Annotated in this window: 24 protein-coding genes; 20 read left to right on the top strand and 4 right to left on the bottom strand. The window is 37.0% G+C overall.

Annotated features, from left to right (window positions below; translation table 11 throughout):
• The first annotated feature begins 186 nt into the window (after nucleotides 1-186).
• The 3 genes from EJN90_RS00875 (at nucleotide 187) to EJN90_RS00865 (ending at nucleotide 3,399) form a co-directional block, all read left to right on the top strand.
• Nucleotides 187-1,155, top strand: a complete 969-nt coding sequence (locus EJN90_RS00875; RefSeq protein ID WP_227872540.1) for a tocopherol cyclase family protein — start codon at nucleotides 187-189, stop codon at nucleotides 1,153-1,155.
• A 23-nt stretch (nucleotides 1,156-1,178) separates the two neighbouring features.
• On the top strand, nucleotides 1,179-2,693 hold the full coding sequence (locus tag EJN90_RS00870) for an FAD-dependent oxidoreductase (RefSeq protein WP_126108436.1): 1,515 nt from the start codon (nucleotides 1,179-1,181) through the stop codon (nucleotides 2,691-2,693).
• Nucleotides 2,694-2,775: 82 nt separating this feature from the next.
• On the top strand, nucleotides 2,776-3,399 hold the full coding sequence (locus EJN90_RS00865; RefSeq protein ID WP_126108435.1) for an NUDIX hydrolase: 624 nt from the start codon (nucleotides 2,776-2,778) through the stop codon (nucleotides 3,397-3,399).
• Nucleotides 3,400-3,490: 91 nt separating this feature from the next.
• Here the strand turns inward: EJN90_RS00865 and EJN90_RS00860 are convergent, their stop codons facing one another.
• On the bottom strand, nucleotides 3,491-3,910 hold the full coding sequence (locus EJN90_RS00860; protein ID WP_126108434.1) for an acyl-CoA thioesterase: 420 nt from the start codon (nucleotides 3,908-3,910) through the stop codon (nucleotides 3,491-3,493).
• Between the two features lie 63 nt (nucleotides 3,911-3,973).
• Nucleotides 3,974-7,405: a pyruvate carboxylase gene (locus tag EJN90_RS00855; RefSeq protein WP_126108433.1), complete on the bottom strand. Its 3,432-nt coding sequence runs from the start codon at nucleotides 7,403-7,405 to the stop codon at nucleotides 3,974-3,976.
• Between the two features lie 262 nt (nucleotides 7,406-7,667).
• Here EJN90_RS00855 and gcvT point away from each other — a divergent pair, with 262 nt between their 5' ends.
• The 12 genes from gcvT to EJN90_RS00795 all read left to right on the top strand — a co-directional run bounded on the left by gcvT (nucleotide 7,668) and on the right by EJN90_RS00795 (nucleotide 18,074).
• Nucleotides 7,668-8,765 carry a glycine cleavage system aminomethyltransferase GcvT gene (gene gcvT, locus EJN90_RS00850; RefSeq protein WP_126108432.1) on the top strand — a complete coding sequence of 366 codons (1,098 nt, stop codon included), beginning with the start codon at nucleotides 7,668-7,670 and terminating at the stop codon, nucleotides 8,763-8,765.
• A 14-nt stretch (nucleotides 8,766-8,779) separates the two neighbouring features.
• A complete protein-coding gene (gene gcvH, locus EJN90_RS00845; RefSeq protein WP_265415839.1) occupies nucleotides 8,780-9,166 on the top strand; it encodes a glycine cleavage system protein GcvH in 387 nt (128 codons plus the stop codon).
• A gap of 3 nt (nucleotides 9,167-9,169) precedes the next feature.
• The gene (gene gcvPA, locus EJN90_RS00840; RefSeq protein ID WP_126108430.1) at nucleotides 9,170-10,525 is read left to right on the top strand and encodes an aminomethyl-transferring glycine dehydrogenase subunit GcvPA; all 1,356 of its coding nucleotides are present in this window, start codon (nucleotides 9,170-9,172) and stop codon (nucleotides 10,523-10,525) included.
• Nucleotides 10,518-11,975 carry an aminomethyl-transferring glycine dehydrogenase subunit GcvPB gene (gene gcvPB / locus EJN90_RS00835; RefSeq protein WP_126108429.1) on the top strand — a complete coding sequence of 486 codons (1,458 nt, stop codon included), beginning with the start codon at nucleotides 10,518-10,520 and terminating at the stop codon, nucleotides 11,973-11,975. The genes gcvPA and gcvPB overlap by 8 nt, the downstream gene beginning before the upstream one ends.
• 169 nt (nucleotides 11,976-12,144) lie before the next feature.
• Complete coding sequence (locus EJN90_RS00830; RefSeq protein ID WP_126108428.1) at nucleotides 12,145-12,843, top strand: beta/alpha barrel domain-containing protein; 699 nt, start codon at nucleotides 12,145-12,147, stop codon at nucleotides 12,841-12,843.
• Between the two features lie 245 nt (nucleotides 12,844-13,088).
• A complete protein-coding gene (locus EJN90_RS00825; protein ID WP_227872539.1) occupies nucleotides 13,089-13,451 on the top strand; it encodes a GntR family transcriptional regulator in 363 nt (120 codons plus the stop codon).
• 2 nt (nucleotides 13,452-13,453) lie between these two features.
• Nucleotides 13,454-14,143 (top strand): ATP-binding cassette domain-containing protein, encoded by a 690-nt coding sequence (locus EJN90_RS00820; RefSeq protein WP_126108426.1) that lies wholly within the window; start codon nucleotides 13,454-13,456, stop codon nucleotides 14,141-14,143.
• Nucleotides 14,140-14,964 (top strand): hypothetical protein, encoded by an 825-nt coding sequence (locus EJN90_RS00815; protein WP_126108425.1) that lies wholly within the window; start codon nucleotides 14,140-14,142, stop codon nucleotides 14,962-14,964. The genes EJN90_RS00820 and EJN90_RS00815 overlap by 4 nt, the downstream gene beginning before the upstream one ends.
• Before the next feature lie 11 nt (nucleotides 14,965-14,975).
• Nucleotides 14,976-16,181 (top strand): hypothetical protein, encoded by a 1,206-nt coding sequence (locus EJN90_RS00810; RefSeq protein ID WP_126108424.1) that lies wholly within the window; start codon nucleotides 14,976-14,978, stop codon nucleotides 16,179-16,181.
• 60 nt (nucleotides 16,182-16,241) lie between these two features.
• Nucleotides 16,242-16,622, top strand: a complete 381-nt coding sequence (gene gloA2 / locus EJN90_RS00805; RefSeq protein ID WP_126108423.1) for an SMU1112c/YaeR family gloxylase I-like metalloprotein — start codon at nucleotides 16,242-16,244, stop codon at nucleotides 16,620-16,622.
• Nucleotides 16,623-17,110: 488 nt separating this feature from the next.
• Nucleotides 17,111-17,653, top strand: coding sequence for a hypothetical protein (locus EJN90_RS00800; protein WP_126108422.1), 543 nt, complete (start codon nucleotides 17,111-17,113; stop codon nucleotides 17,651-17,653).
• Nucleotides 17,643-18,074 carry a DUF4832 domain-containing protein gene (locus EJN90_RS00795; RefSeq protein WP_227872538.1) on the top strand — a complete coding sequence of 144 codons (432 nt, stop codon included), beginning with the start codon at nucleotides 17,643-17,645 and terminating at the stop codon, nucleotides 18,072-18,074. Before EJN90_RS00800 ends, EJN90_RS00795 begins: the two co-directional genes overlap by 11 nt.
• A gap of 246 nt (nucleotides 18,075-18,320) precedes the next feature.
• Here EJN90_RS00795 and EJN90_RS00790 read toward each other — a convergent pair whose 3' ends face one another.
• On the bottom strand, nucleotides 18,321-18,656 hold the full coding sequence (locus EJN90_RS00790) for an iron-sulfur cluster biosynthesis family protein (protein WP_164543956.1): 336 nt from the start codon (nucleotides 18,654-18,656) through the stop codon (nucleotides 18,321-18,323).
• 207 nt (nucleotides 18,657-18,863) lie between these two features.
• On the opposite strand from EJN90_RS00790, the gene EJN90_RS00785 reads away from it, so the two are divergent.
• The 5 genes from EJN90_RS00785 to EJN90_RS00765 are packed head-to-tail and all read left to right on the top strand — an operon-like array spanning nucleotide 18,864 to nucleotide 22,577.
• Nucleotides 18,864-19,439, top strand: coding sequence for a chromate transporter (locus tag EJN90_RS00785; protein ID WP_126108419.1), 576 nt, complete (start codon nucleotides 18,864-18,866; stop codon nucleotides 19,437-19,439).
• A gap of 1 nt (nucleotide 19,440) precedes the next feature.
• Nucleotides 19,441-20,010: a chromate transporter gene (locus EJN90_RS00780; protein WP_126108418.1), complete on the top strand. Its 570-nt coding sequence runs from the start codon at nucleotides 19,441-19,443 to the stop codon at nucleotides 20,008-20,010.
• A gap of 10 nt (nucleotides 20,011-20,020) precedes the next feature.
• On the top strand, nucleotides 20,021-20,587 hold the full coding sequence (locus EJN90_RS00775; protein ID WP_227872537.1) for a dihydrolipoamide dehydrogenase: 567 nt from the start codon (nucleotides 20,021-20,023) through the stop codon (nucleotides 20,585-20,587).
• A 24-nt stretch (nucleotides 20,588-20,611) separates the two neighbouring features.
• Nucleotides 20,612-21,961: a glutathione-disulfide reductase gene (gene gorA, locus EJN90_RS00770; RefSeq protein ID WP_126108417.1), complete on the top strand. Its 1,350-nt coding sequence runs from the start codon at nucleotides 20,612-20,614 to the stop codon at nucleotides 21,959-21,961.
• A gap of 52 nt (nucleotides 21,962-22,013) precedes the next feature.
• Nucleotides 22,014-22,577, top strand: a complete 564-nt coding sequence (locus EJN90_RS00765; RefSeq protein WP_126108416.1) for a DNA-3-methyladenine glycosylase I — start codon at nucleotides 22,014-22,016, stop codon at nucleotides 22,575-22,577.
• Between the two features lie 46 nt (nucleotides 22,578-22,623).
• On the opposite strand, the gene EJN90_RS00760 is transcribed toward EJN90_RS00765, so the two are convergent.
• Entirely contained in the window at nucleotides 22,624-25,287 is a 2,664-nt protein-coding gene (locus EJN90_RS00760; RefSeq protein WP_126108415.1) for a cation-translocating P-type ATPase, read from the bottom strand.
• Nucleotides 25,288-25,463 lie beyond the last annotated feature (176 nt).

Below are 25,463 nucleotides of genomic sequence, written 5' to 3'. Positions count from 1 at the left end.
GTGTTTAAATTCTCTCTTTACCTTGATAGATAATTCTATGTACAGGACACTTTCCTTTAACTCACTAACACCATAAATTACAGAGCTGTTTTTAAATGTATACTATTTCAAGTAATTATTTGACAAAACTGCTTCTATTCCTTCATAGTTGAGAAAACAAAAACGTTAACAGAAAAGGTGATTTCTATGATTTTTTCCAAGAAAAATGTTTTACCTTTTCAAGGAAACTTGAGAAAACGTGCTTATTTTGAAGGCTGGTACTATAAACAAGTTAGTTATGATGAAAAAAGTGCTCTAAGTCTTATTCCGGGAGTAACACTAAATGAAAAAGATCCTCATTGTTTTATTCAATACATCTATGTAACACTAGATAACAATGATAAGCATATTACAAAAACAGGTTATGTCCGATATGCACTAGAAGCTTTTATTTGGAATGATAACCCTTTCACGGTAAAAATTGCAGATAGTCTTTTTAGTGAAAGTTTAGTTTCCGTTCATTTAGAAGATGACACTATAAAGATTGATGGGATTTTGCAGTTAGGAAAGTTTCTATCTATCAAGAGAACTCCCTATATTCCAACCATTATGGGTCCATTTTCGTATATTCCAAAGATGGAATGCTACCATGAAGTAGTGAGCATGAGTCATTTATTAAAAGGTGACTTGGAAATAAATGGTCTGAAAATAGATTTTACCGGTGGGAAGGGATATATTGAAAAAGATTGGGGTAATAATTTTCCAAAAGATTATATCTGGCTTCAAAGCAATCATTTTGAAAATCCCACTGCCAGCTTATTTTTCTCCTATGCTCATATTCCCTTTTATGGAAAAGAGTTTCAGGGACTTATTTGCAGCTTTTATTACGATAAAAGAGAGTATCGATTTGCAACTTATAACAATAGTCGAATAGACATTCATTCTTCAGAAGAGAATCAATTAGACATAACCGTTGAAAATAAAGAAGCAAGGTTAGAAATGAACGTTAAAACTAAAATACAAGGGCAACTAGTTGCACCGATTCCAACAGGTATGGAAAAAATAATTAAGGAAGGGATTGCCGGAGAAATTGCCGTCACTTTTTATAATAAGAAAACGAAGGAGACATACAAAGACCTAGGAAAAATGGCAGGGATAGAAGTAGTTGATGCTTAGCCTTTAGAAAAGGGGTATAGAAAATGGACAATGAACAAAATATTTCATTTTGGAGTGACACCACCAACCATCCTTCCTTTGATTCGCTAAAAGAAGATGTTTCTACAGAAGTAGCGGTTATTGGGGCTGGAATGGTGGGGATTTTAACTGCCTGGCTCTTAGCCAAAAAAGGAAAAGAAGTAGTCCTACTAGAAGCTGAGCGTGTTGCAAATGGGGTGAGTGCATATACGACCGCAAAAGTTACTTCTCAACATGCCTTGCTCTATCAAACTCTTTTGAAGCTTCACGGAAAAGAAAAGGCTACTGCTTATTATCGTGCGAATGAAGAAGGTTTATCGTTTATTCGTCAAACCATTCAAGATTTATCGATAGAATGTGATGATGAAGAAAAAGATGCAATTGTTTATGCCACTACTCAAGAGGGAAAACACAAAGTACTAAATGAAATGAAAGCATATCAAACGATAGGGATAGAAGGTTATCTTTCTTTCGATATACCGAATTTTCCCATGGAAATGACTGCCGCTATCGCAGTGCCAAGACAAATGCAATTTCATCCAGTTAAATTCTTACAAGCAGTCGTTCAGGATTTTGTACGGCTGGGAGGAAAGATTTATGAACAAACAAGGGCTGTAGAAGTAAAAAACAAAGAAAAACAAGAGGTTATTGTGGAATCTGATCATATCCTTCGTGCTGATAAAGTAATTATAGCAACTCATTATCCAATTAATGATGAGAAGGGATTATATTTTTCTCGATTAAAAATTAGTCGTTCTTATGCTCTCCTCACTGAAACGAACGTAAAGTTGCCTCTTGGGATGTATATTAATGCAGAAACGCCTTCGCGTTCTTTTCGTTCTGTACGTGGAAATAACGGGGAGGAGCTCCTGTTGATTGTCGGTGAAAATCACACAACCGGACGCGGAAAAAATATGCAGCAGCATTATCAAAAACTACAAAAATTTTCAAAAGATGTTTTTAAAAGGAAGGAAGTTCAGTATCAGTGGTCCACACAAGATTTAACCACCCCGGATAAAATACCTTATATTGGAAAAATGAATCGATTAAATGAACATATCTTAGTAGCTACAGGGTTTAATAAATGGGGTATGGCACAAGGAGCATTTGCTGCTATACTATTGACGCAGATCATAGATAAGGAAAATAGTCCATATAAAAAACTTTTTGACCCGACCCGTTCTCATTTAAATCCTCATACAGTGATGAACCTAATAAAAGAAAATAGTTTAGTTGGAAAAGAAATTGTGAGTGGTAAGATAGCTCCCGATACGAAGGGGTATTCGGACATTGCTTTAGGCGAAGGAGCTTTAGTGACTATTCAGGGAGAACGAAGAGGAATCTATAAAGATTTAGAAGGAAAGTTGTATGAAATAAATCCAACTTGTACCCATATGGGCTGTACAGTGAATTGGAATGACGCAGAAAAAACTTGGGATTGTCCTTGTCATGGTTCTCGATTTGATAAGGAAGGTAAGGTTTTAGAAGGACCAGCAGTAAAACCATTAAAAAGAAGATAAAAAAATAAAGCAGAGTATTTCGAATTAGAAATATTCCTGCTTTTTTGTTATACTGATAGAAACAAGGAGGGGAGGCGCAGGAATGTTAGATCGAATTGAAGAGATACTAAACAATTATCAAAGTAAACCTTTAGGAAAGCAACGACTTTTTTCAGTTATGTTACCACTGATTCATCGTAACGGAGAATGGCACATTCTGTATGAAGTTAGAAGTAACCACATTTCACAGCCTGGTGAAACAGCATTTCCTGGTGGAGCAGTCGAAGCAGGTGAAACATTTGAAGAAGCAGCGGTCCGAGAGACAATGGAAGAATTAAATATTACTAGGGAACATATAAATATTCTCGGAGAAATTGATTTTATTGCGAATGAATACACGATTATTCATTGTTTTGTTGGGCAACTCAGTATACCCTTTGAAGAAATTTATTTTAACGAAGAAGTCGCAAGTCTGTTTACTGTTCCTTTACGTTATTTCATTGAGAATCGCCCCACCTATTATACTTCTGAATATTATCTGAAACATGAGGAAGATTTTCCGTTTGATCGTATTCCAAATGGGAAGGATTATAAATTCCGCGCTGGAAAACATCGCATCCCCTTCTATCAATTAAACGGCCATTCACTTTGGGGATTTACCGCAAATTTAACGGATCATTTTATTGATGTTCTAGAAGCAAATAAAGTAGAACCCTCTCAAAGATAAATATTCTTTGAAAGGGTTCTTTCTGTATATTAAGTTATGTGTGAGCAGGGGATGTTCAGCGAAAAAATCATGCTGAAGGATCCGCTCTAAATCAACCATCCATCGAATCGAAAAATAATTGGTGAATTTCTGGAGCAGTTCTTTTGAGGGAAACGGGCCTGCCGTCTCCATTTAAGAAACAATGCAAACTATTTCCGGTGGTTTTTAATTCATTTGTCTCTTCATCTCGAATTGTATACTCCAAAGCTAACTTGACTCCATTATAAGTGACCACTTTTGTATCGATGATGACTGTGTCACCAAAGCGTACCATGGATTTATATTCCGCTGACACAGAGAGAACTGGAACGATGAATCCTTTTTCTTCCATTTTGGCATAACTCATTCCAATTTGTTCCATAAAATCACTACGAGCTTCTTCGAACCAGCGAATGTAGTTTGAATGATGAATGATTTTCATTTGGTCTGTTTCGTAATATTGTGTTTTGTGTTTATAGGATCGTAAATTCAAAAAAGATACTCCTTCTAGAAAAACTGGGCTGCTTCATGAAATAAAGAAGCGGCCCAGTTCTATTTATTTTGTTGCCATCTCGATTAGTAAATCTCCGGCATCAATTTGGTCTCCTTCAATTACATAAATCTGATCAACAACTCCATTGATGGTAGAACGAATGGTTGTCTCCATCTTCATTGCTTCTGTGATGATCAATGGATCCCCTTGACGAACGCGGTCTCCTTTTTCTACCAAAAATTCAAGAACGGAACCAGGCATTGTAGCGCCAACGTGTTGTTTATTCGTAGGTTCTGCTTTCTTACGAATTGCTTTTGTGCTTGTAATACTTGCATCTTTCACGATAACTTCACGGCCTTGCCCATTCAATTCAAAGTAAACAACCCGGTTACCTTCTGAATTAGGTTCACCAACTTGGTTTAACTTAATAATTAGAGTTTTTCCTTTTTCGATGGTTACTTCAATCTGTTCTCCTGTACGCATACCATGGAAAAAAGTAGGTGTATCAAGCTTCGTGATATCTCCATAAGCCTCATGTGTTTGTGCGTAGCCTAGGAACACTTCTGGATACATTAAATAACTTAATACATCTTCAATTGACGGTTCCCAAGAGATTTTTTCAGCTAATTCTTGTTTTAAATCATCAAAATCAATCGGTTCACGTAGACTGCCAGGTCGTTCAGCAGAAGGTTCAATCTCTTTTAAGATGATTTTTTGTAATTTTTCTGGGAATCCTCCCACGGGTTGACCTAAATCTCCTTTAAAGAAGTTCACTACAGACTCTGGGAAATCAATTCCTTGACCTCTTTCATAGATATCATCTTGAGATAAATCATTTTGTACCATGAATAAAGCCATATCACCCACTACTTTTGAAGAAGGTGTCACTTTTACGATGTCACCGAACATTTCATTAACGGTCGCATAGACATCTTTTACTTTATCCCATGAATCTTCTAAGCCGACTGCTTTTGCTTGTTGTTGCAGATTCGTATATTGTCCACCCGGCATTTGGTGGTGGTAGATTTCTGTGGTTGTTGTATGAATCCCTGTCTCAAAAATATCATAGTATTTTCGTACATCTTCCCAATATCGATTTATTTCTTGAACATTGCGAATGGTTAAATCTGGTGCACGTTTGGTTCCTTCTAAAGCATAATAAAGACTGCTCATAGATGGTTGGCTGGTTGTACCGCTCATAGCACTTTGCGCTACATCGACGATATCAACGCCTGCACGAATCGCTTCTGTTAATGTGAAAATACCATTTCCACTCGTATCATGTGTATGCAAGTGAATCGGCAAGGAGACTGCATCTTTTAGCTCATTTACTAATCGATAGGCCGCTTGCGGTTTTAACAAACCAGCCATATCCTTAATTGCAATGATATGAGCTCCCAGGCTTTCCAACTCTTTTGCCATATTTTTATAGTAATCCACTGTATATTTTGTTTGAGTTGAATCATTCAAATCACCCGTATAGCAAATAGCAGCTTCAGCGATTTTTCCACTATCTCGAACAAATTGGATGCTTTTTTCCATTTGTTTCGTCCAGTTCAAACTGTCAAAAATACGGAAAACATCAATACCATTTTTAGCAGCGACTTTAATGAACTCTTCTAAACCATTATCAGGATAATTTTGATAACCAACTGCATTAGAGCCACGGAAAAGCATTTGGAAAAGGGTATTTGGCATTAATTTGCGTAGTCTTTTTAATCTTTCCCATGGATCTTCATTCAAGAAACGGTAGGCAACGTCGAATGTTGCTCCTCCCCACATTTCATTGGAGAATAGTTGAGGAATTCCTTCTTGTGTTGCGCTCGCAATATCAAGTAAATCATTCGTACGAATTCTCGTTGCTAATAAACTTTGATGAGCGTCTCGGAAAGTGGTGTCCGTTAAGAGAACACGTTCTTGTTCTTTCACCCACTCACTTACTGCATCAGCACCTCTGTCATCCAAAATAGACTTTGCAGTAATAATTGTTTTTTCTGGCACTTGAATTTTTTCGGGAATTCTTGGTGTTTCATAGAACTTCTTCTCTCCACGTGGAATTCCAGGAAATCCATTAACAGTAATGTTACTAATGTAAGACAATGTTTTATTTCCACGGTTTAATGTTTTCGGGAATTCAAATAATTCCGGTGTCGAGTCAATGAACGTTGTTTTTGCATCACCGGAAATAAATACAGGATGCTGAATAACGTTTCTTAAAAAGGGAATATTTGTTTTTACTCCACGGATACGAAATTCTGTTAGAGCACGATCCATTTTCTTCGTTGCTTGCTGGAAGCTTAACGAATGTACACATGCTTTAACGAGAAGAGAATCGAAGAATGGTGTAACCACCGTTCCTTGGAAGCCATTCCCGGCATCAAGTCGAATACCAAAACCACCTGGAGAACGATAAGTATTAATCTTTCCAGTATCAGGAAAGAAGTTATTCAACGGATCTTCTGTAGTAATTCGACATTGGATTGCCGCACCGATCAAAGGAATATTTTCTTGAGCAGGAATATGGATATCTGTATGTAAATCCAAACCTTGAGCAATCTGAATTTGTGCTTGTACAATATCGATACCTGTAATAAGTTCTGTAATGGTGTGTTCTACTTGAACACGCGGATTTACTTCGATAAAGTAGAAATCATTGCCTTCTACCAAGAATTCAACCGTACCAGCGTTCACGTAACCAACATGGTTCATTAATTGCAGTGCAGCGTCACATATTTTATGACGTAAATCATCTGACATATTGATACACGGTGCCACTTCAACTACTTTCTGGTGACGGCGTTGTACAGAACAATCACGTTCATAAAGATGGACAATGTTTCCATGTAAATCTCCTAAGATTTGAACTTCAATATGCTTTGGATTGCCAATATATTTTTCAACATAAATTTCGTCGCTGCCAAAGGAAGAGAGAGCTTCACTTCGAGCTCGATTAAATCCTTCTGAAGCTTCAGAAGCAGAGTGAGCAACACGCATACCGCGCCCACCGCCTCCAAGAGCAGCTTTAATAATAATCGGATAGCCATACTGACTTCCAAATTCCAATACTTCCTCCACGGAGGAAACAGGGCCGTCTGTACCAGGAATTGCCTGGATTCCTGCTGATACAGCAGCTTTTTTTGCTTTGATTTTGTCACCAAAAATATCTAAATGCTCTAATTTAGGACCGATAAAAATGATACCTTCTTCTTGACAACGACGAGCAAATTCAATATTTTCAGATAAAAATCCATAACCAGGATGGATTGCCTCCGCACCTGAATCTTTTGCAATTTTAATAAGTCCTTCGATGTCTAAGTATGCATCGATTGGCTTTTTGCCTTCACCAACGAGGTAAGCTTCATCTGCTTTAAAGCGATGAACAGCGCCAGCGTCTTCCTGTGCATATACACCAACAGTGGAGATATCCAATTCACTTAATGCTCTAAAAATGCGAATTGCAATTTCGCCACGGTTCGCAACTAATACTTTTTTCACACTTCCACCCCTATACCTTCATAAAAATTTATTCTAAATCATTATACTGGAAAAGTTATCTAATTGAAATTTAACCAGTTTATTAATAATTTCTTATTTTACTATTCTACTATGAATCAATTTGTCCTACAATAGTAATTGTATCCTAAAAAATAAAGAAAATCTTTATTTTCCTTATCAAGTGATATAGTGATTTACTCATTGGATATGATAAAATGAAAGAAATCATTGTTATGGTCAGGTAAGTGAGAGGAGGAAAAGTATGTCTGAATTAAAAAGAACACCTCTTTTTGAGTTCTATCAAGATAACAAAGTAAAACTTGTAGACTTCGGAGGATGGGCTATGCCGATTCAATTCACAAGTATTATGAAAGAACATGAATCGGTAAGAGAAAGAGTAGGGCTGTTTGATTGTTCTCATATGGGTGAAATCCTGGTAACAGGAAAAAAAGCAGAAGATTACTTAAATCATCTGTTAACGAATAATGTTCGCAAAATGTCAAATTCTTCTGTTCAATACAATTTGTTTTGTCAAGAAGATGGGGGCGTAATCGATGACGTTATGGTTTATCGGTTCCATTCAGAAGCGTTCGTAGTAGTACCAAATGCCTCAAACACCGATAAAGTATGGTCTTGGATGAATAAACACATGCAAGAAAATGTAAAAATTGAAAATAAAAGCCAAGAAATCGGTTTGATTGCTGTACAAGGACCACTGGCTGAAGAAGTACTTCAAACATTAACCGATACAGATTTATCAGAAATTGGTCGTCATCAATTTGCAGAAAATATTGTTCTTGCAGAAGAAGAAATTCTCTTCATGTCCAGAACGGGGTATACAGGAGAAGACGGATTTGAAATTTATCTTTCTGCTCCGAAAACAAGAGATTTGTGGGAAAAACTTTTTGAAACTGCCAAAGAGAGTGATGGATTACTATGCGGACTTGGAGCGCGTGATACCTTGCGTTTAGAGGCAGGATTACCTTTATATGGACAAGAATTATCAGAAACGATTTCCCCTATTATGGCCGGGGTAGGATTTGCTGTTAAAACAAAAAAAGCTGACGTATTTATTGGACAAGACGTACTACGGAACCAGCGGGAGCAAGGTACAGATAAAAAGGTTGTAGGATTTGAAACAGTGGAACGCGGAATTCCTCGTCACGGATATAAAATCTTTTCCAAAGAGGGGATCGAGATTGGAGAAGTAACTTCTGGCACGCAATCCCCAACTTTGAAAAAAGGGATTGGAATGGCGTTAGTTGACACTTCATTTGCAACAAAGAATACAGAAATAGTAATTGAAATACGTAATAAATTAATCCCTGCAAAAATCACAAATAAAACATTTTTAAAATAGTAGGAGGAAACATGATGACAGATAAAAAAACGTATTATACAAAAGAACACGAATGGTTAACGCTAGTTGATGATAAGCTGGCTCGGATCGGTATCACGGAACATGCCCAAGAACAATTAGGCGATATTGTGTTTATCGATTTTACAGCTGATTTAGGAGACATTGCCTCTGGAGAGGAAATTGTTACTGTAGAATCTGTTAAATCTGTCTCTGAAGTTTATTCCCCTGTATCAGGTACGATTACAAAGCAAAATGAAGAATTAAACGATAGTCCTGAAATGGTAAATGAGTCTGCGATGGAGAATGGATGGATGATTGAAATTGAGCTGTCTGATCTGAATGAACTATCTGAATTAATGGATTTAGAAGCATACAATACCTTCGTTGAAGAGGAGGAGTAAACAATGACAGAACAGTTCTTCCGTTATTTACCTGATACAGAAGAAGATGTCCAAGAAATGTTGCAGAAAATTGGCGTTGATTCTGTAGAAGACTTGTTTGCGGATATACCTGATAATATTCGTCTCAATGCTGACTTGTCTATTCCAGAGGCAATGGCAGAAGGTGACTTGCTACGCCACATGCAAAAACTTGCTGCAAAAAACACAACAAGCACGACAATGCCCATTTTTTTAGGAGCAGGTACCTATGATCATATGATACCAAGTGTAGTAGATGCGGTTATTTCGCGTTCCGAATTCTATACTGCCTATACACCTTATCAAGCAGAAGCGAGCCAAGGAGAACTGCAAGCTATTTTTGAATTTCAAACGATGATCAGCGAATTGACTGGAATGGATGTAACGAATTCGTCATTATACGACGGATTTGCATCTTTAGGCGAAGCGGTGGGGCTGGCACACGCAGCTACACGGAAAAAGAAAGTCTTAATTTCAAAAGCAGTTCATCCGCAAGGCAGGGAAGTAATCAAAACAGCCGCTCCTGGTAGAGGAACAGAAATCGTTGAAATCCCTCTTATGAAAGATCGAACGGACTTAGAGCAATTAGCCGCAGAATTGGATGAAGATACTGCAGCTGTTATTTTTCAATATCCAAATTTTTTGGGAACAATTGAGGATTTAAAAGCTGTAAAAGATTTATTGGGAGACAGCAAGATTTATTTCATTGTTTTAGCAAATCCACTAGCTCTAGGTTTATTGGAAGCACCTGGTCATCTTGGAGCCGATATTGTGGTAGGAGACACTCAACCATTTGGAATTCCAATGTCCTATGGCGGTCCTCATTGTGGTTATTTTTCTGTAAAAAAAGCAGACATTCGCAGAGTTCCCGGAAGAATGGTTGGAGAAACCGTCGATACTGAAGGAAATCGAGGATTTGTTCTGACTCTACAAAGCAGAGAACAACATATTCGCCGTGAAAAAGCTACTTCTTATATGAGTTCGAATCAAGCATTAAATGCATTAGCATCTGCTGTTTGTATGGCGGCTTTAGGGAAGCAAGGTGTACAAGAAATGGCGCAGTTAAATATTAATAAGGCAAGCTACTTGGCAGACAAATTAAGCAAAAAAGGATTTACTGTTTTTAATGAACATCCTTTTTTTAATGAGTTCGTTGTGGAGCTCCCATACTCTGCAGAGCGTGCAAATCGTCAATTGTTGGAAGTAGGAATTATTGGTGGTTATTCGTTAAAGAAAGATTATAGACTTCCCAATCATTTACTAGTTTGTGCTACTGAAAAAAGGACAAAGGCAGAACTGGATCAATTTGTCGCAATTCTGGGAGGTTTACGTGATGAATAAAATAAATCCATTAATTTTTGAATTAAGTCGCGAAGGAAGAGTCGGCTACAGTTTACCTCAATCAGATGTAGCTGAAAAAGATATTACCGAAGATTTACCTGAATATCTGGTACGAAAAAATCCAGCACGTTTACCGGAAATAAGCGAATTACAATTAATGCGTCATTATACACAATTATCACAAGATAATTTTGGTGTAGAGAATGGTTTTTATCCGCTAGGTTCGTGTACGATGAAATATAATCCCAAAATTAACGAAGTGGTTGCTCGCTTAGACGGATTTGCGAATATCCATCCAGAACAACCAAGCAGTACGGTTCAAGGTGCTTTACAGCTTATGCATGAATTACAAGAAGATTTAAAAGAAATTACAGGGATGGATGCTGTTTCTCTTCAGCCAGCTGCAGGTGCTCATGGTGAATGGACTGGATTAATGATGGTACGTGCATTCCATGAAAAAAATGGAGACAGCAAACGTACAAAAGTATTCGTTCCAGACAGCGCACATGGAACAAATCCTTCTAGTGCAAATATTGCCGGATATGACGTAGTAAGTATTCCTACAACTGCTGAGGGGCTGGTGGATACAGCAGCTCTTCGCGAGAAGGTTGGAGATGATACAGCAGCATTGATGCTGACAAATCCGAATACACTAGGGCTCTTTGAAAAAGATATTGTTGAAATTGCAGAAATTATCCATGATGCTGGCGGATTGCTATATTATGACGGCGCAAATTTAAATGCAATCATGGCAAAAACATCGCCAGGATTAATGGGATTCGATATTGTCCACCTAAACTTACATAAAACATTTAGCACACCGCATGGTGGAGGCGGTCCGGGAGCAGGACCGGTTGGCGTGAAAGAGCATATCTTGCCATTCTTGCCAGTTCCGCGTATTAAAAAAGAATCTGATTCCTACCAATTAGTGGATGATTATCCAGATTCAATTGGCCGAGTAAAAGGATACCATGGAAACTTTGGCGTCTTGGTGCGTGCTTACGCATATATTCGTACAATGGGACCAGTTGGCTTGAAAAAAGTTTCTGAAAGTGCAGTCCTTCACGCTAATTACTTAGCGAAACGACTGCAGGACGAGTATGATCTTCCGCATTCTCAAATATGCAAACATGAATTTGTTCTTTCAGGGAAGCGTCAGAAGAAATTAGGCGTTCGAACAGCTGATATAGCGAAACGATTACTTGACTACGGCTATTATGCACCCACTGTTTACTTTCCATTGATTGTTGAGGAAGCAATGATGATTGAGCCTACTGAAACAGAATCAAAAGAAACATTAGATTACTTTGTTGATACAATGCTAAAAATTGCGGAAGAAGTACGCAATAGCCCAGAACTGGTTCAAGATGCACCTCATAATAAAATCGTTACAAGATTAGATGAAACAAGAGCTGCTAGAAAGATTAAAGTAAATTATTTTGCTAAATAAGTACTAAATCAAAAAATATCCGTCGCTTTTCTATTCATAAAGAGTAGGAAAGCGAGGGCTTTTTCTTTTCTGAAATTATTTAAAGAAAATTAGTAATTCAAACAGTAGTAAGTATTTAAAATATGAATTATAATGAGACCAATAGACTAAAGAGAGAGGAGCGTATGCTATGGCAAGAGAAAAAAAACATATTCCAGGCGTCATATCAGACCTTCGTAAAGATATTATTGAAGTTCCCGAGGTAATTACAAAATGCAGTGGTATTAATATAAATGGAAGAAAATTGAAATCTTTTATATTTACTACTGATATTGCGATTATTTGCAACACAGACGCAGATGCAGTATTAGCTGTATACTCCTTCACTCCCCATCCTGGTATTATCCAAGCAATCAGTTCAGTGGCATCTATGCCTGTTGTTGCTGGAGTTGGCGGAGGAAAGACACAAGGCAGACGTTCTGCAAATATCAGTCTATTTGCGGAATCACTTGGATCAATTGCGGTCGTGGTAAATGGTCCCACTCCAGCAGAAACGATTCGGATGATTGATGAAATGGTAGATGTTCCAGTCATCGCCACCATTGTTTCTGACTACACGAATATCCAAGAGAAGTTGGATGCGGGTGCTGATATTTTAAATGTTAGCGGAGGCGCAAACACAGTTGAAATTGTAAAAAACATTCGAAAAGAATATCCTACCATTCCAATCATTGCAACTGGGGGAAGAACGGACGAGCAAATTCTGGCAACGATTGAAGCAGGTGCAAATGCCATATCCTATACACCACCGTCTGTTGCTGATATCTTTAAGAAAAAAATGGAAGAATATCGCGTAGTAGAAAAAGATCAAGTTGAAGAAGAGAAATAGTAAGTCGCATGTTGGTTAAACCCAGCATGCTTTTTTCTTATAGTGGCACGCAAGTTCTGCTTTCTATATTTAGCAGCCCATGGCGGACTTGTCCGTTTTTATTAAATTAATAAAAGTATTGACTCTGAAGTGTATTATCCATATAATACATAAGAGCGAGAAATTATATTTTTTTGGGCACGGTGTATTAATGCGTTAATACGCGAAAGGTATAAAAAGAAGAATACATGAAAGGCGGCGGAACGATGGAATTTAATCGACGAAGTCCCGTATACGAACAGATTGTTCACTACTTTAAAGAACAAATAGCGGCAGGAAATTATTTACCTGGTACTGAAATTCCTTCAAGAAGGGATCTTGCTGCTCAATTCAAAATAAATCCGAATACTGCACAGCGTGCCTATAAGGAAATGGAGGAACAGGGATTGATTTATACAGAAGGAAATTCGCCAAGTAAAATAACAGAAGATGCACTTACGGTGAAGAAATTGCGTATTGAATTAATTGACTCTGCATTGAATGATTTTTTATCAGTTGCAAAACACTTAGGGCTGACCTCTGATGAGATTTCTGAGCTCATTCAAAACAGGTACGAGAAGGAGGATTAATAATGATAGAGATTCAGGATGTATATAAAAAATATGGACGAAAACAAGTGCTGGAAGGTGTATCGTTTACTGTAAAGCCAAATGAGATTACCTGTATTACCGGCATCAATGGAACTGGAAAAACAACACTCATGAATAGCATCATGCGTTTATCCCCAATCGATAAAGGAAATATTTTGATTGATGATAAAATTATTGATAATCATTCTTATGAAAAAATTGCTTATATTGCTGACGGCTTAACAATGCCGAGAAAAATGACGATTCAGGAAGCAATGGATTTTATGAGTGTTTATTATTCAAATTGGAATCAGGAAAAAGCGGATGGTTTGATTGACTTCTTCCATTTGAATCCAAACGAAAAAATGAAAGATTTGTCAAAAGGAAACCAAGCGAAAGCGAATTTTATTTTAGGACTTGGTCAGGATGCTGAATATTACTTAATGGACGAGCCGTTTTCTGGAATCGACGTATTTGCACGGGAACAGATACTAGAAGTTTTTACAAGTCAATTTGTAACAGGAAAAGGTGTGTTAATTGCTACACATCATATTGATGAAATCGAGATTCTTGTAGACCGGATTGTTATGTTACAACTAGGGAAAATTCAAAGAGACTTTTATGCAGAAGATGCGCGTGAGAATGAAGGAAAATCCATCATTGATATCATGAGAGAGGTGTACCAAGCATGAAAAAAACCATCGACTTATTAGTTTATGAATTAGATCGTATAAAATATGGCTATTTAGGAATGGTTGTTGTTATTTTTCTTTTACAATTGGCGGCAATTTTCCAAACAAATCAAAGTAGATTGTCTCAATTTGAATATTTTCAACGTGAAACACAGGGAAATATTATCGATTTTGTAAATGAATTTGGAACAGTTTCTTTTAATTTCATTACAGGCAGTGGATTTTATAGCTTGTCCATCATGTTAGGAATAATTTGTTTGATGTTATATGCTGTGATTATCTGGTACCGTGACTGGTTGGGAAAGAATAATTTATCGTATCGATTACTTACGTTACCCGGTTCTCGAATGAGTATATTTGTTTCTAAACTATTGTCCATTCTGATTATGGTATTTGGTCTCCTTGCAATTCAGTTAATTTTCATGTTTGTAGGGAAAGAACTGTTGCATATAATAACACCTCAGGAAATGTATCAAGAGGTATTTATAAGAGAAGCTATTCAAAATGATCAGATACTACGCATCGTTTACCCACAATATATTTTTGATTTTCTTTTGCATTACACATTTGGAATTGCCGTTTTATCTACAGCCTATACGTTTATTTTAATGGAGAGAAGTTTTAAATGGAAAGGGATTGTAGCAGCAGGCATATGTGTACTGCTTAGTGGAACTGTGTTTATTCTTTTTGTGGAATCACCTATTAGCAGCTATTTCTTTTCAATGGAGCTACTTATTTTCTTTTTTGGATTGTGTATTACGATCATCATAGGCTCGTTTTTCTATAGTCGTTATTTAATTGAAAAGAAAGTCACTATATAGGAGGGAATTAGATGAAGAGCAAGAGACTGATTGTTTTGGGATTAAGTTCATTGATAGTTGCTATCATTGGGGGTTACTATGGTACTTCTGTTTATTCCTCAATTGTTAATGAAAAAATTGAATTAGTGACGATTGAAGGAGATGAATCGACTGTTGAAAATATAGAATTAACAGGAGAATTTGTCCAACCTTACACGATGGGAGAATCAATAGAAGTAACAGCGGAAGAAATCGAGCTGCTAGATACTAGTCTTATTAAAACGGATTATATTTACAATCCTCCAATCATAAAGGAATACCAAAAAGAATATCCTTCCTTTATGCGTGGGAAAAAAAATTATATTAATAATTTCATAGAGAATGATGGTTTTCTTTTTTACTTAGAAGATTATTACCGTGGATATGATGATAGAAGTGAAGGCTTATCCGAGATATCATTATCCATTGCACGCTTGAATAAAGAAACTAAAGAAGAAGCGGCAGGCGAAATCCTAATTGAAGTGGATTATTCCATTAACTATATTTCAGTATATGGTATGTCTGTCGTGAATCAGTACATTGTTTTAGATATAATGATTGGTGAGATGAAAGATTACACGGAACATAACTACTATTATATTTATGATATTGATCAAAACAAGGTAGTGGATGTTGTCGAAGTTAATGAAGATTTCGTTGAGGGAGAAAACTGGTCAAGAACGAGCGCAAGCATTTTGAATTCAGATCCAGTGGAATTATTATTAGAAACTGTTGAATATACAGAAGACGGTGATACATCAAATATTCAATTAGAAAAATATAATATTGAGATGGGCGAATTTCAATCGCTGACAATTGATGAACCACGTTTATTGGGAAATGAAATGAAATCCAGTTACTTTCAAGAAGATGGAAAAATTTATTTCTTTTTGAATGACAATGAAGATTATTTACTGCGAGTTTTTGACACAAGGACAGATGAATTTGTTTTTGATAAAGAACTCGGATTGAGTTCGGATATCTTTCAAGAATGGGATGCTCTTTTTATAGAAAGAGTTGAAGATAGCGGGAATGTTATTTTGTATGAATCGTATATTGAGGCTAACCAAGATGATAATCCATCTGGAATCGCTGTATTTGATATCAGTACCTTCGAAAAGAAATTTGAAGGCTACTGGAAATATGAAAGCAAGTACGAGAATGCCAATATCTATATCGACCGAATCACTTTTGAATAGATAACTGCTGACTATTCAGAATAAAAAGGTATAATGGAGAAAAACAGTGAGGAGTTCATTATGAAACTTACGAATATTCACCATGTAGCGATCATTGCATCTGATTATGAGAAATCTAAGAAGTTTTATACAGAAATTTTAGGATTGCCAATCATCAATGAAACATATCGAGAAGAAAGAGACTCCTATATGTTAGACTTACAAATCGGAGATAGTCAAATTGAGCTGTTTTCTTTTCCAAAACCTCCCGAACGGCTTACTAATCCGGAAGCGGCAGGTCTTAGACATCTTTGTTTTTTTGTCGAAGATATTGATACGGCTGTTCAAGAATTGGAGAGCAAAGGAATAATATGTGAGCCAATTCGAGTGGATGAGTTGACCAATAAACGTTTTACCTTTTTCAGAGATCCAGATAATTTACCTCTTGAACTACATGAATAATTTTTTTCAAATTGATATACTGTTCTAAAATTAAATATACAGATGAAGAGTGGTAGAAATTGTACTCAATAGAGGACTTTGGCTACTACTCCTCTTTTCTTTTTAGCTAAATAAAACGAAAGTTAATGGATTGTTTTTTCAAACTTTATAATTATTTTCCGTATTAATCTATTATTTTATGAAATAATAGATTAAAAACATGGACAGAGGAGAAAGATGATGCTATATTAAGTCTAAATTAAAAGTAACAAAAGTTTACTGCATAACATCCTCTCGCTTTTTCCTCTTTATTTCTTCGTCAACCGCTTCTCTATCCACTGGCCTCTACTTTCAGAAAATTATTGATATAATCTACTTTTTATCCTCTTTTACACTGCTTATGAGAACCTCTCAAAATATTCTACACATTTTTTGAACCATAAACATATTACATAAAAATATCTTTTTAAGCGTTTTTATACTCATCAAAACAAAGGAGATGGGAGAAAATGGAATTTTTAGTGACTGGTAAAATACAATCTCTTTCTAAAACATTTTTTGAACCATTAAGTCTAAATCATAAAACTATTACTGCTGCTGAAGATATCGATTCTATAATTATTGGTAAACATGTAAAAAATTATAATTGTTCACCTTTAGATGAAGATTTTCTGCACTTATTTCATACACATAGCTTTGAAGGTGTTGTTCATTTTGTGGATGGACTAGAAGCTTTTCCAAATGCAAAAATAATGATGCGACAACCTTTCGAAGCTGCAGATATTCATGGGTTTGGTATTTACAACGATATGACAGGACATGCGGAAGAAACGATCGATTGGTTAGATACCATACAAAATGGTGGTCAATATGACCAGACATCTGAAGAAGGCGGGCTCATTTCTATGGAAAATGCTTGGAAAACCGTTCCCATTGGAGGGGAATTCACCAGTTCCATTCCCATGCATGAAATGATTGTTCAAAATATCGATCAGACATTGAAACTTCTGGAAGCATCACATACCACCTATCTCGGTCCCCGTGTCCCATGATACAAGCGATTTGTTCCAAGAAGGGACTAAGAAGGTGTTGGAGGCAATCGGATATCGAATTGGAATCAAAGAGATGGAAATGGATATCTCTCGCTTTTCTGACAAGATAAAAATAAAACTGCTATGGGAAAATACTGGGTTAGCTCCGATGTATTGGGATTGGCCGGCGTATCTTTATTTAGAAAATAGTTCTGGAGAATTGATTGATAAAATTATGATTGATATAAAACTTTCAAAGTTGCTTCCTGGAATAGAAAAAAAGACAAAAAATGAGATTCATTTGGAATATCCATCGGAGGAAAATTACTCTATATATATTGGGATTGAAGACCCAGAAAGAAACGAACCGGCAGTTTATTTCGCAATGGATACAGAGAGAAAGGGCACCTTAAGTTTGTTGCATGTGTTTACTGAAGATTAAAAGGTGCTATTTTAATGGTAAGTTTTATCTGATATTAAAAAATAGAGAGCCAAAAAGAAGGGGCTGGGAAAAAACTCCCAGCCTCTTTCCTATACCCGAATAATGTAGCGTAAATGTGCTCAAAAAGGCAGCCCCGACGTCCACTTCACGAATCATGCTCAGATGGTCTGCAACCATCTTGCGCTTATTCGCTCCAGTGATTCGGGGCTGAACGCCTTTTTTCCCACTCTCTTCTTTTAATACTATTTAATGAACTTTGCTTTTGTTTTCTAGCGGCACATTCATATTTAAATAGCCTCTTTCACTTTTAAGTATAAAAGTACCTTGGGATTCTTTATAATCAAGAACATTGTTTTCATCTAAATAAACAAGGGCCCATTTCTGTGCTTTGACATTGCCAAGATTGGTTTCCAAAATAGAGTCATATTCCTTCTCATCTTCATCATTTACCCGTAAAGCAAAAATACCCGAACTTGGACATCCACAATCAGCTGCATCAGTATAATAAAATAGGCTGAGAGAATGATTAGCCTGACGTTTCTTTAATTCTTCCATGGCTTGATTGGTAAAAGTAAATTTCATTAGGGCCATCTCCCTTCAAGTAATTCTTCTATTATTATTTTAACACAAAGATAAATTGTTAGCGGGGAATATGCTTGTATTTTCTAAAGACTAGGGTTTTATAAATTCTGTTTTTATATTTTTAATCCGGATTTTTTACTTCACTAAAGAACAATGATAAAATCAAACTATTGAAAAGAAAATTGAAAAAAATGGAGGGGGGAGTCTGTGAAAGAAAAAGAAAAACCATTAAACTTGTACTGGATACTAATTAAAACAACCTTTGTGCTGAGTATTTTTACTATTGGGGGAGGATATGTCATTGTCCCTTTAATGCAAAAAAAGTTTGTAGAAGAGCTTGGATGGATTGATACAGATGAAATGCTTGATTTGGTAGCATTGGGGCAGTCCATACCCGGCAGCTTAGCCGTAAATGTTTCTATTTTAGTGGGTTATCGAATAGCAGGAATATCTGGAGCCATGATTACTGTATTGGGAACTGTTAGCCCGCCGTTGCTTATTATTACGGTTATTTCTTATTTCTATATGTCTTTTAGAGATAATCCGATTGTGGATGCTCTAATGTTAGGGATGCAGATCGGTGTAGTAGCAGTAATACTAAATGTTGTATACAGCATGATAAAAGATATTTGGAAAACGAGAGATCTTATCAATATGTTTATTCTAATAGGGGCTTTTGTTGCTGGATTTGCATTTGATATAAACATCATTCTCATTATCTTGATTGCTGGTATAATGGGTTTTTTAAATTACATGTGGAAAATCAAGAAAGGAGGAGCTTAGTTTGATTTACTGGGAACTTTTTTACGCCTTCTTCAAAATTGGTTTATTTACTATTGGCGGCGGATACGCTTCTTTACCTCTAATTGAAGACGAAGTCGTTAATAATTATAGCTGGCTTACACTTCAAGAATATTTAGATATTGTGACGATTTCACAAATTACACCAGGTCCTATAGCAATCAATTCGGCAACTTTTGTAGGTACAAAAACTGCCGGCTTTTTAGGATCCATTGTAGCAACAATGGGAACCATTGCCCCTTCCGTTATTATTGCGCTGATTCTTGCAAAAATTTATTATAAATATAGAAGTGTTGATTCGATGCAAGGAGTATTGACTGGGCTTCGTCCAGCTGTGGTGGCTTTAATTACTTCTGCAGGAGCTTCCTTGTTAGTTACTGCCTTATTTCAAACAGGCGGTATTCAAATAAAAGGTTTTTCAATTAATTTAATGGCCATCTTAATGATGATCATCGCTTTTATCGGCTTGAGAAAATATAAAATTGGTTCTATTTTAATTATTTTTCTTTGTGGAATATTTAGCGTTTTATTATCATTCGTTGGATTAATGTAAGAAGGGTGTCATGCGAGAAATGAGTGTAGTTGCCAACAAAGAAAGAGAAAAATATCCTGAAAAGTGGATTGGGATGCCAGCCTCCCGTTTCTTAAAGTATCGATCGTGGATTAATAAAGGAAAACCCGGCATTTGTGGTACCTATTGTAGTGCAGTATTGATTCATGATGCGATTTATCAAGAAACAAGGAAATCTCTTAATCGAGATGTTTTATTAAAAGGTTTAAAAGTAGTAGTGGATAACTTGATGCCCTATCGTGGTACTTATTTTTGGGATGTTGCTTTTGGGATTCGCAGAATATTAGCCGATATGCCAGAATGGAAAGTAAGAATGGGGTTAATTCCTGAAAAAATCGTTCCGGAAGTTTTAAGTAAAAAGGGTGCAGGTCCTATTGTGGTAGGGACGAACATATTATTAAATAGCCAGTATAAAAATCACTGGTTAGTTGTCTACGCGTATGGATATAATGAAGAAGGAAAGTTATACTTTCGGGCATATGATAACCATGGCAGGTATAAAGCTATTATCCCTGCTTCGCAGACGATATCTTGCGTTTGGTTAGAAAAAAATAGCTGACAAATGGATGGAAGGATGAATAGAGTGAGAGAATTTGATTTTATAGCAATTGGCGGAGGAAGTGGCGGAATCGCTACAATGAATCGAGCTGCCGAATATGGTGCGAAAACAGCTGTGATAGAGGGCAATCTACTAGGAGGGACATGTGTGAATATCGGTTGTGTACCCAAAAAAATCATGTGGTATGCTGCTGAAGTTTCAGATACACTTCATAAATATGGACCAGACTACGGCTTTACGAGTGAGAAAGTCACATTTGATTATCAAACTTTACTAAAAAATCGAGATGCTTATATTGAGCGTTCACGTAATTCTTATCAATTAGGCTTTGAAAGGCGAAATGTGGAAGTAATTGAAGGTTATGCACGCTTCCTAGATGCGAACACGGTTGAAGTGAATGGTGAGGAAATACGAGCAAAACATATCGTAATCGCTACTGGAGCAAAGCCATCAATTCCTGGAATACCAGGGTGCGAATACGGAGAAACGTCTGATGACTTTTTTGAGTGGGAAGAACTGCCAAAGAAAGTAGGGTTGGTAGGCGCTGGTTATATTGCTGTCGAATTAGCAGGAGTCTTGCATAGTTTAGGAGTCGATACACATTTATTTGTTCGTCGAGATCGTCCACTTCGGACTTATGATTCATTAATTATCGAAACGCTTGTCCAAGAAATGGAGAAAGATGGTCCTCAATTACATATTCGTTCTGTCCCGAAAGAAGTTCGCAAAAATGAAGATGGTACACTTACTTTAGTATTGGAAGATGGTAGGGAAGATACTTTTGATAAAATTATTTGGGCAGTCGGCAGAGTTCCTAACACAGATGGATTAAATCTTGATTTAGCTGGTGTACAATTAGATAAAGACGGTTTTATTGAAGTCGACGAATATCAAAATACGAGCCAGGAATCCATTTATGCGGTAGGAGATGTAACAGGAAATAAAATGCTGACTCCTGTTGCAATTGCTGCAGGAAGAAGGCTGTCTGAACGCCTTTTCAATAATAAACCAAAAGAAAAGCTTAATTATGATAATATTCCAACCGTTATTTTTAGTCATCCACCGATCGGAACAGTTGGCTTAAGTGAAGAAGAAGCTGTGGCAAAATATGGAAGTGAAAACATAAAAGTGTATACATCTACCTTTGCCTCCATGTATACGGCTGTTACTTTACATCGACAAAGTGTTCGCATGAAGATGGTTTGTCTCGGTGAAGACGAAAAGGTAGTTGGGCTGCATGGAATTGGTTTTGGGGTCGATGAAATGATTCAAGGTTTCGCAGTGGCAGTTAAAATGGGGGCAACGAAAGCGGACTTTGACAATACCGTTGCGATTCATCCAACAGGCGCTGAAGAGTTTGTAACGATGCGCTAAAATTTCGGTAGTAGTCCATGTAATAATTATTGGAATGCGGAGGGGGGCTTACATGCAACGATGTGAATGGATGATAGGAAAGCCTGATTTTTATGTTTCCTATCACGACAAAATATGGGGACAACCTTGCCATCAAGAGCAGGAGCTTTTTGAATGGCTCATTCTAGAAATGTTTAGTACGGGACTTTCTTGGCAAATTGTTCTTTCCAAAAAAGGAAATTTTGAAGAAGCATTTGATCACTTTAATCCACGAATTGTGAGTCAGTATGATGAAGAGAAGATAGAAGCATTGTTAAACAATGCTTCTATCATTCGTCATCGTCGAAAGATTGAAGCGGCTATTCAAAACGCAAAAGCCTTTCTTTCTGTTCAAGAAGAGTTCGGTTCTTTTGATTCTTATATCTGGTCTTTTACGGATGGACAAACGATTCATCGGGATGGAGAAACACGAAAGACAAGGTCGAAGCTATCCGATGAGTTAACAAAGGATTTAAAGAGACGAAATTTCCGTTGGGTGGGGAGTGTGACCATTTATTCCTATCTACAAGCAATTGGAATCATTAATGATCACGATTCTAGATGCTTTTGTCATCAAAGTATAATGAAAAAGAGCTAAAAGGGAGAAACTCCTTTTAGCTCTTTTTTCTGAAAATTAAGTAGTATTATTTTTTACCTGTAGCTCGTTGAAGTGCTTTAACAAGCTCTACGATAGGGACAATCATAAATGCAGCACCAATTGAAACTGCCCACTGTGTTCCTGTTAATACAGAAACTCCAAAGAATGTATTTAATCCAGGGATTAAGATAACACCTAGTAATAATACAGCAGATAGCAACGTTGCATAAACAAGTGTCATGTTACTGAAGATACCAACTTGGAAAATGGATTTGTAAACAGATTTCGAGTTGTAAGCATGGAACAATTGAATCATACCCAATGTGATGAATGCCATTGTTTCAGCATCCATATGTGCTAGTTCACCAACATGACCAGCTGCTGGGTTTGAAATTGCCCACCAGTATACTAGAAGGGTAATTCCACCTTCAATGATACCTTGGTAAATAATCGCTCCACCAACACCATTTGAGAAGAAGTTTGAGCTTCGTCCACGAGGCTTGTGCTCCATGATATCTTTTTCAGCATTTTCAAGACCAAGGGCAATAGCAGGAAACGTATCAGTAACTAAGTTGATCCATAGAATATGAACAGGTTCTAGAATTGTCCAGCCTAAGAATGTAGCGATAAACAATGTCAGAACTTCCCCTAAGTTAGCAGATAGTAAGAACTGAACAGCTTTTTGAATGTTTGAGAATACTTTACGTCCTTCTTCAACAGCAACAACAATCGTTTGGAAGTTGTCATCAGCAAGAACCATGTCAGAAGCACCTTTAGATACTTCCGTACCAGTGATCCCCATACCAACGCCAATATCCGCAGTTTTTAATGAAGGAGCATCGTTTACACCGTCACCAGTCATCGAAACAACTTTACCGTGATTTTGCCATGCTTTAACGATACGAACTTTATGTTCAGGAGATACACGAGCATATACTGAATATTTTTCCACGTTGCGGGCAAATTCTTCATCTGACTGTGTATTCAATTCAGCACCAGTAAGTACTGCGTCGTTTTGACCTTCTTCAATAATACCCAAACGGCTTGCAATAGCTTGAGCAGTATCTCTATGGTCACCCGTAATCATGATTGTGCGAATTCCAGCACCTTTTGCAACACGAATTGCATCAGCAGCCTCTGGACGCTCAGGGTCTATCATACCAATCATACCAGCATAAACTAAATCTTTCTCAACTGCTTCAGAAGTCATTTCCGCAGGAACTTCATCTACAAATTTATAAGCCATTGCCAATACACGTAAAGCTTGCACAGCCAAGGAAGTATTTGTTGAAAGAATTTCATCACGATCAGCATTTGTCATTTGTTTCGCTTCGCCATTTATGTCAAGCGTAGTACAACGTTTTAGTAACTCATCAGGAGCACCTTTTGTTGCAATTAAGAAACGTCCATCAGCTAATTTATGAATGGTAGACATTAATTTACGATCTGATTCAAATGGAACTTCAGCAATACGTGGTTCTTTTGCTAATTCTTCTTTAAGGTTCATACCTTTATCAATACCAAATTGAACCATTGCAGTTTCAGTAGGGTCACCGATTAAGCGGCCATCTCCACTGATTTCAGTATCGTTAGCAAAGTTCATGATTTTCATAACTGGAAGAGAAAGATCGATATCTTCTGTTACTTCATGTACTTGACCATTGTAATATACTTTTTCAACAGTCATTTGGTTCATCGTTAATGTACCAGTTTTATCAGAACAGATAACTTCCGTTCCACCTAATGTTTCAACAGCAGGTAATTTACGAACAAGCGCATTACGTTTTGCCATTTTTTGTGTTCCTAAAGCTAGGATAATTGTTGTAATTGCAGGAAGACCTTCCGGAATCGCAGCAACCGCAACGGAAATAGAAGTGAGTAACATTTCTAACCATGGACGTCCATTAAGCATACCCACAACAAACATGATTGCAGCAATAGCTAAAATCAATACTGTCAATGATTTACCTAATTGATCTTGGTTTTCTTGAAGAGGTGTTTTGCTTTCTTCAGCGTTTGCCAACATGTTAGCAATATGTCCAACTTCCGTATTCATACCGGTACCGACAACAACACCCGTACCACGTCCATAAGTAACGTTTGTACTTGAGAAGGCCATGTTTACACGGTCGCCCAATGAAGCATCGTCTTCAACGATAACCATTTCTTTCTCAACAGGTACAGATTCACCAGTCAAGGCTGCTTCTTCAACCTTAAGAGAGTTCGCTTCGATTAAACGTATATCAGCAGGAACAACATCTCCGGCCTCTAACAAAACAATATCTCCAGGAACAATGTCTTCACTCTTAATGGAAACAACATGACCATTACGCTTTACACGCGCCATTGGAGATGCCATTTGTCTTAATGCATTGATTGCTTCTTCAGCTTTTGCTTCTTGGAAAACTCCTAGTGCCGCATTTAAGACTACTACTAATAAGATAATGATGGCATCTGAAATTTCACCAAGCACACCAGAAATTAGAGCCGCTGCTAACAAAACAATAATCATAAAGTCTTTGAATTGATCGAAGAATTTTGCAACTAGACCTCTACTTTCTCCTTCATCTAATGCATTATGACCGTATTCGTCAATTCTTTTCTTTGCTTCTGCATCAGATAACCCATCTTTTGTTACATCGAGTTTCGATAAAACCGCTTGTGGGTCCTGATTATAAAAAGCTTCTTGTATCTGATTTTTTGACACAATTTTTCCCCTCTCTTTCGTTTTTTGTGTTAAAAAAGAAAAGAGACTTACGCAAGCCGAATTGCCCTACGTTGGGCTTTTCAAGATGCATAAGTCTCACCATTTAAGATAACACCAGCAGAATAGTGAAACTCTACTTATTGTTGATGTTACCACAGCCGGAGCTGCTAGTTACTCCC

Origin of the sequence: Jeotgalibaca ciconiae (genome assembly GCF_003955755.1) — a bacterium.
Lineage (GTDB): Bacteria > Bacillota > Bacilli > Lactobacillales > Aerococcaceae > Jeotgalibaca > Jeotgalibaca ciconiae.
This window is presented reverse-complemented; position numbering and strand designations above follow the sequence as displayed.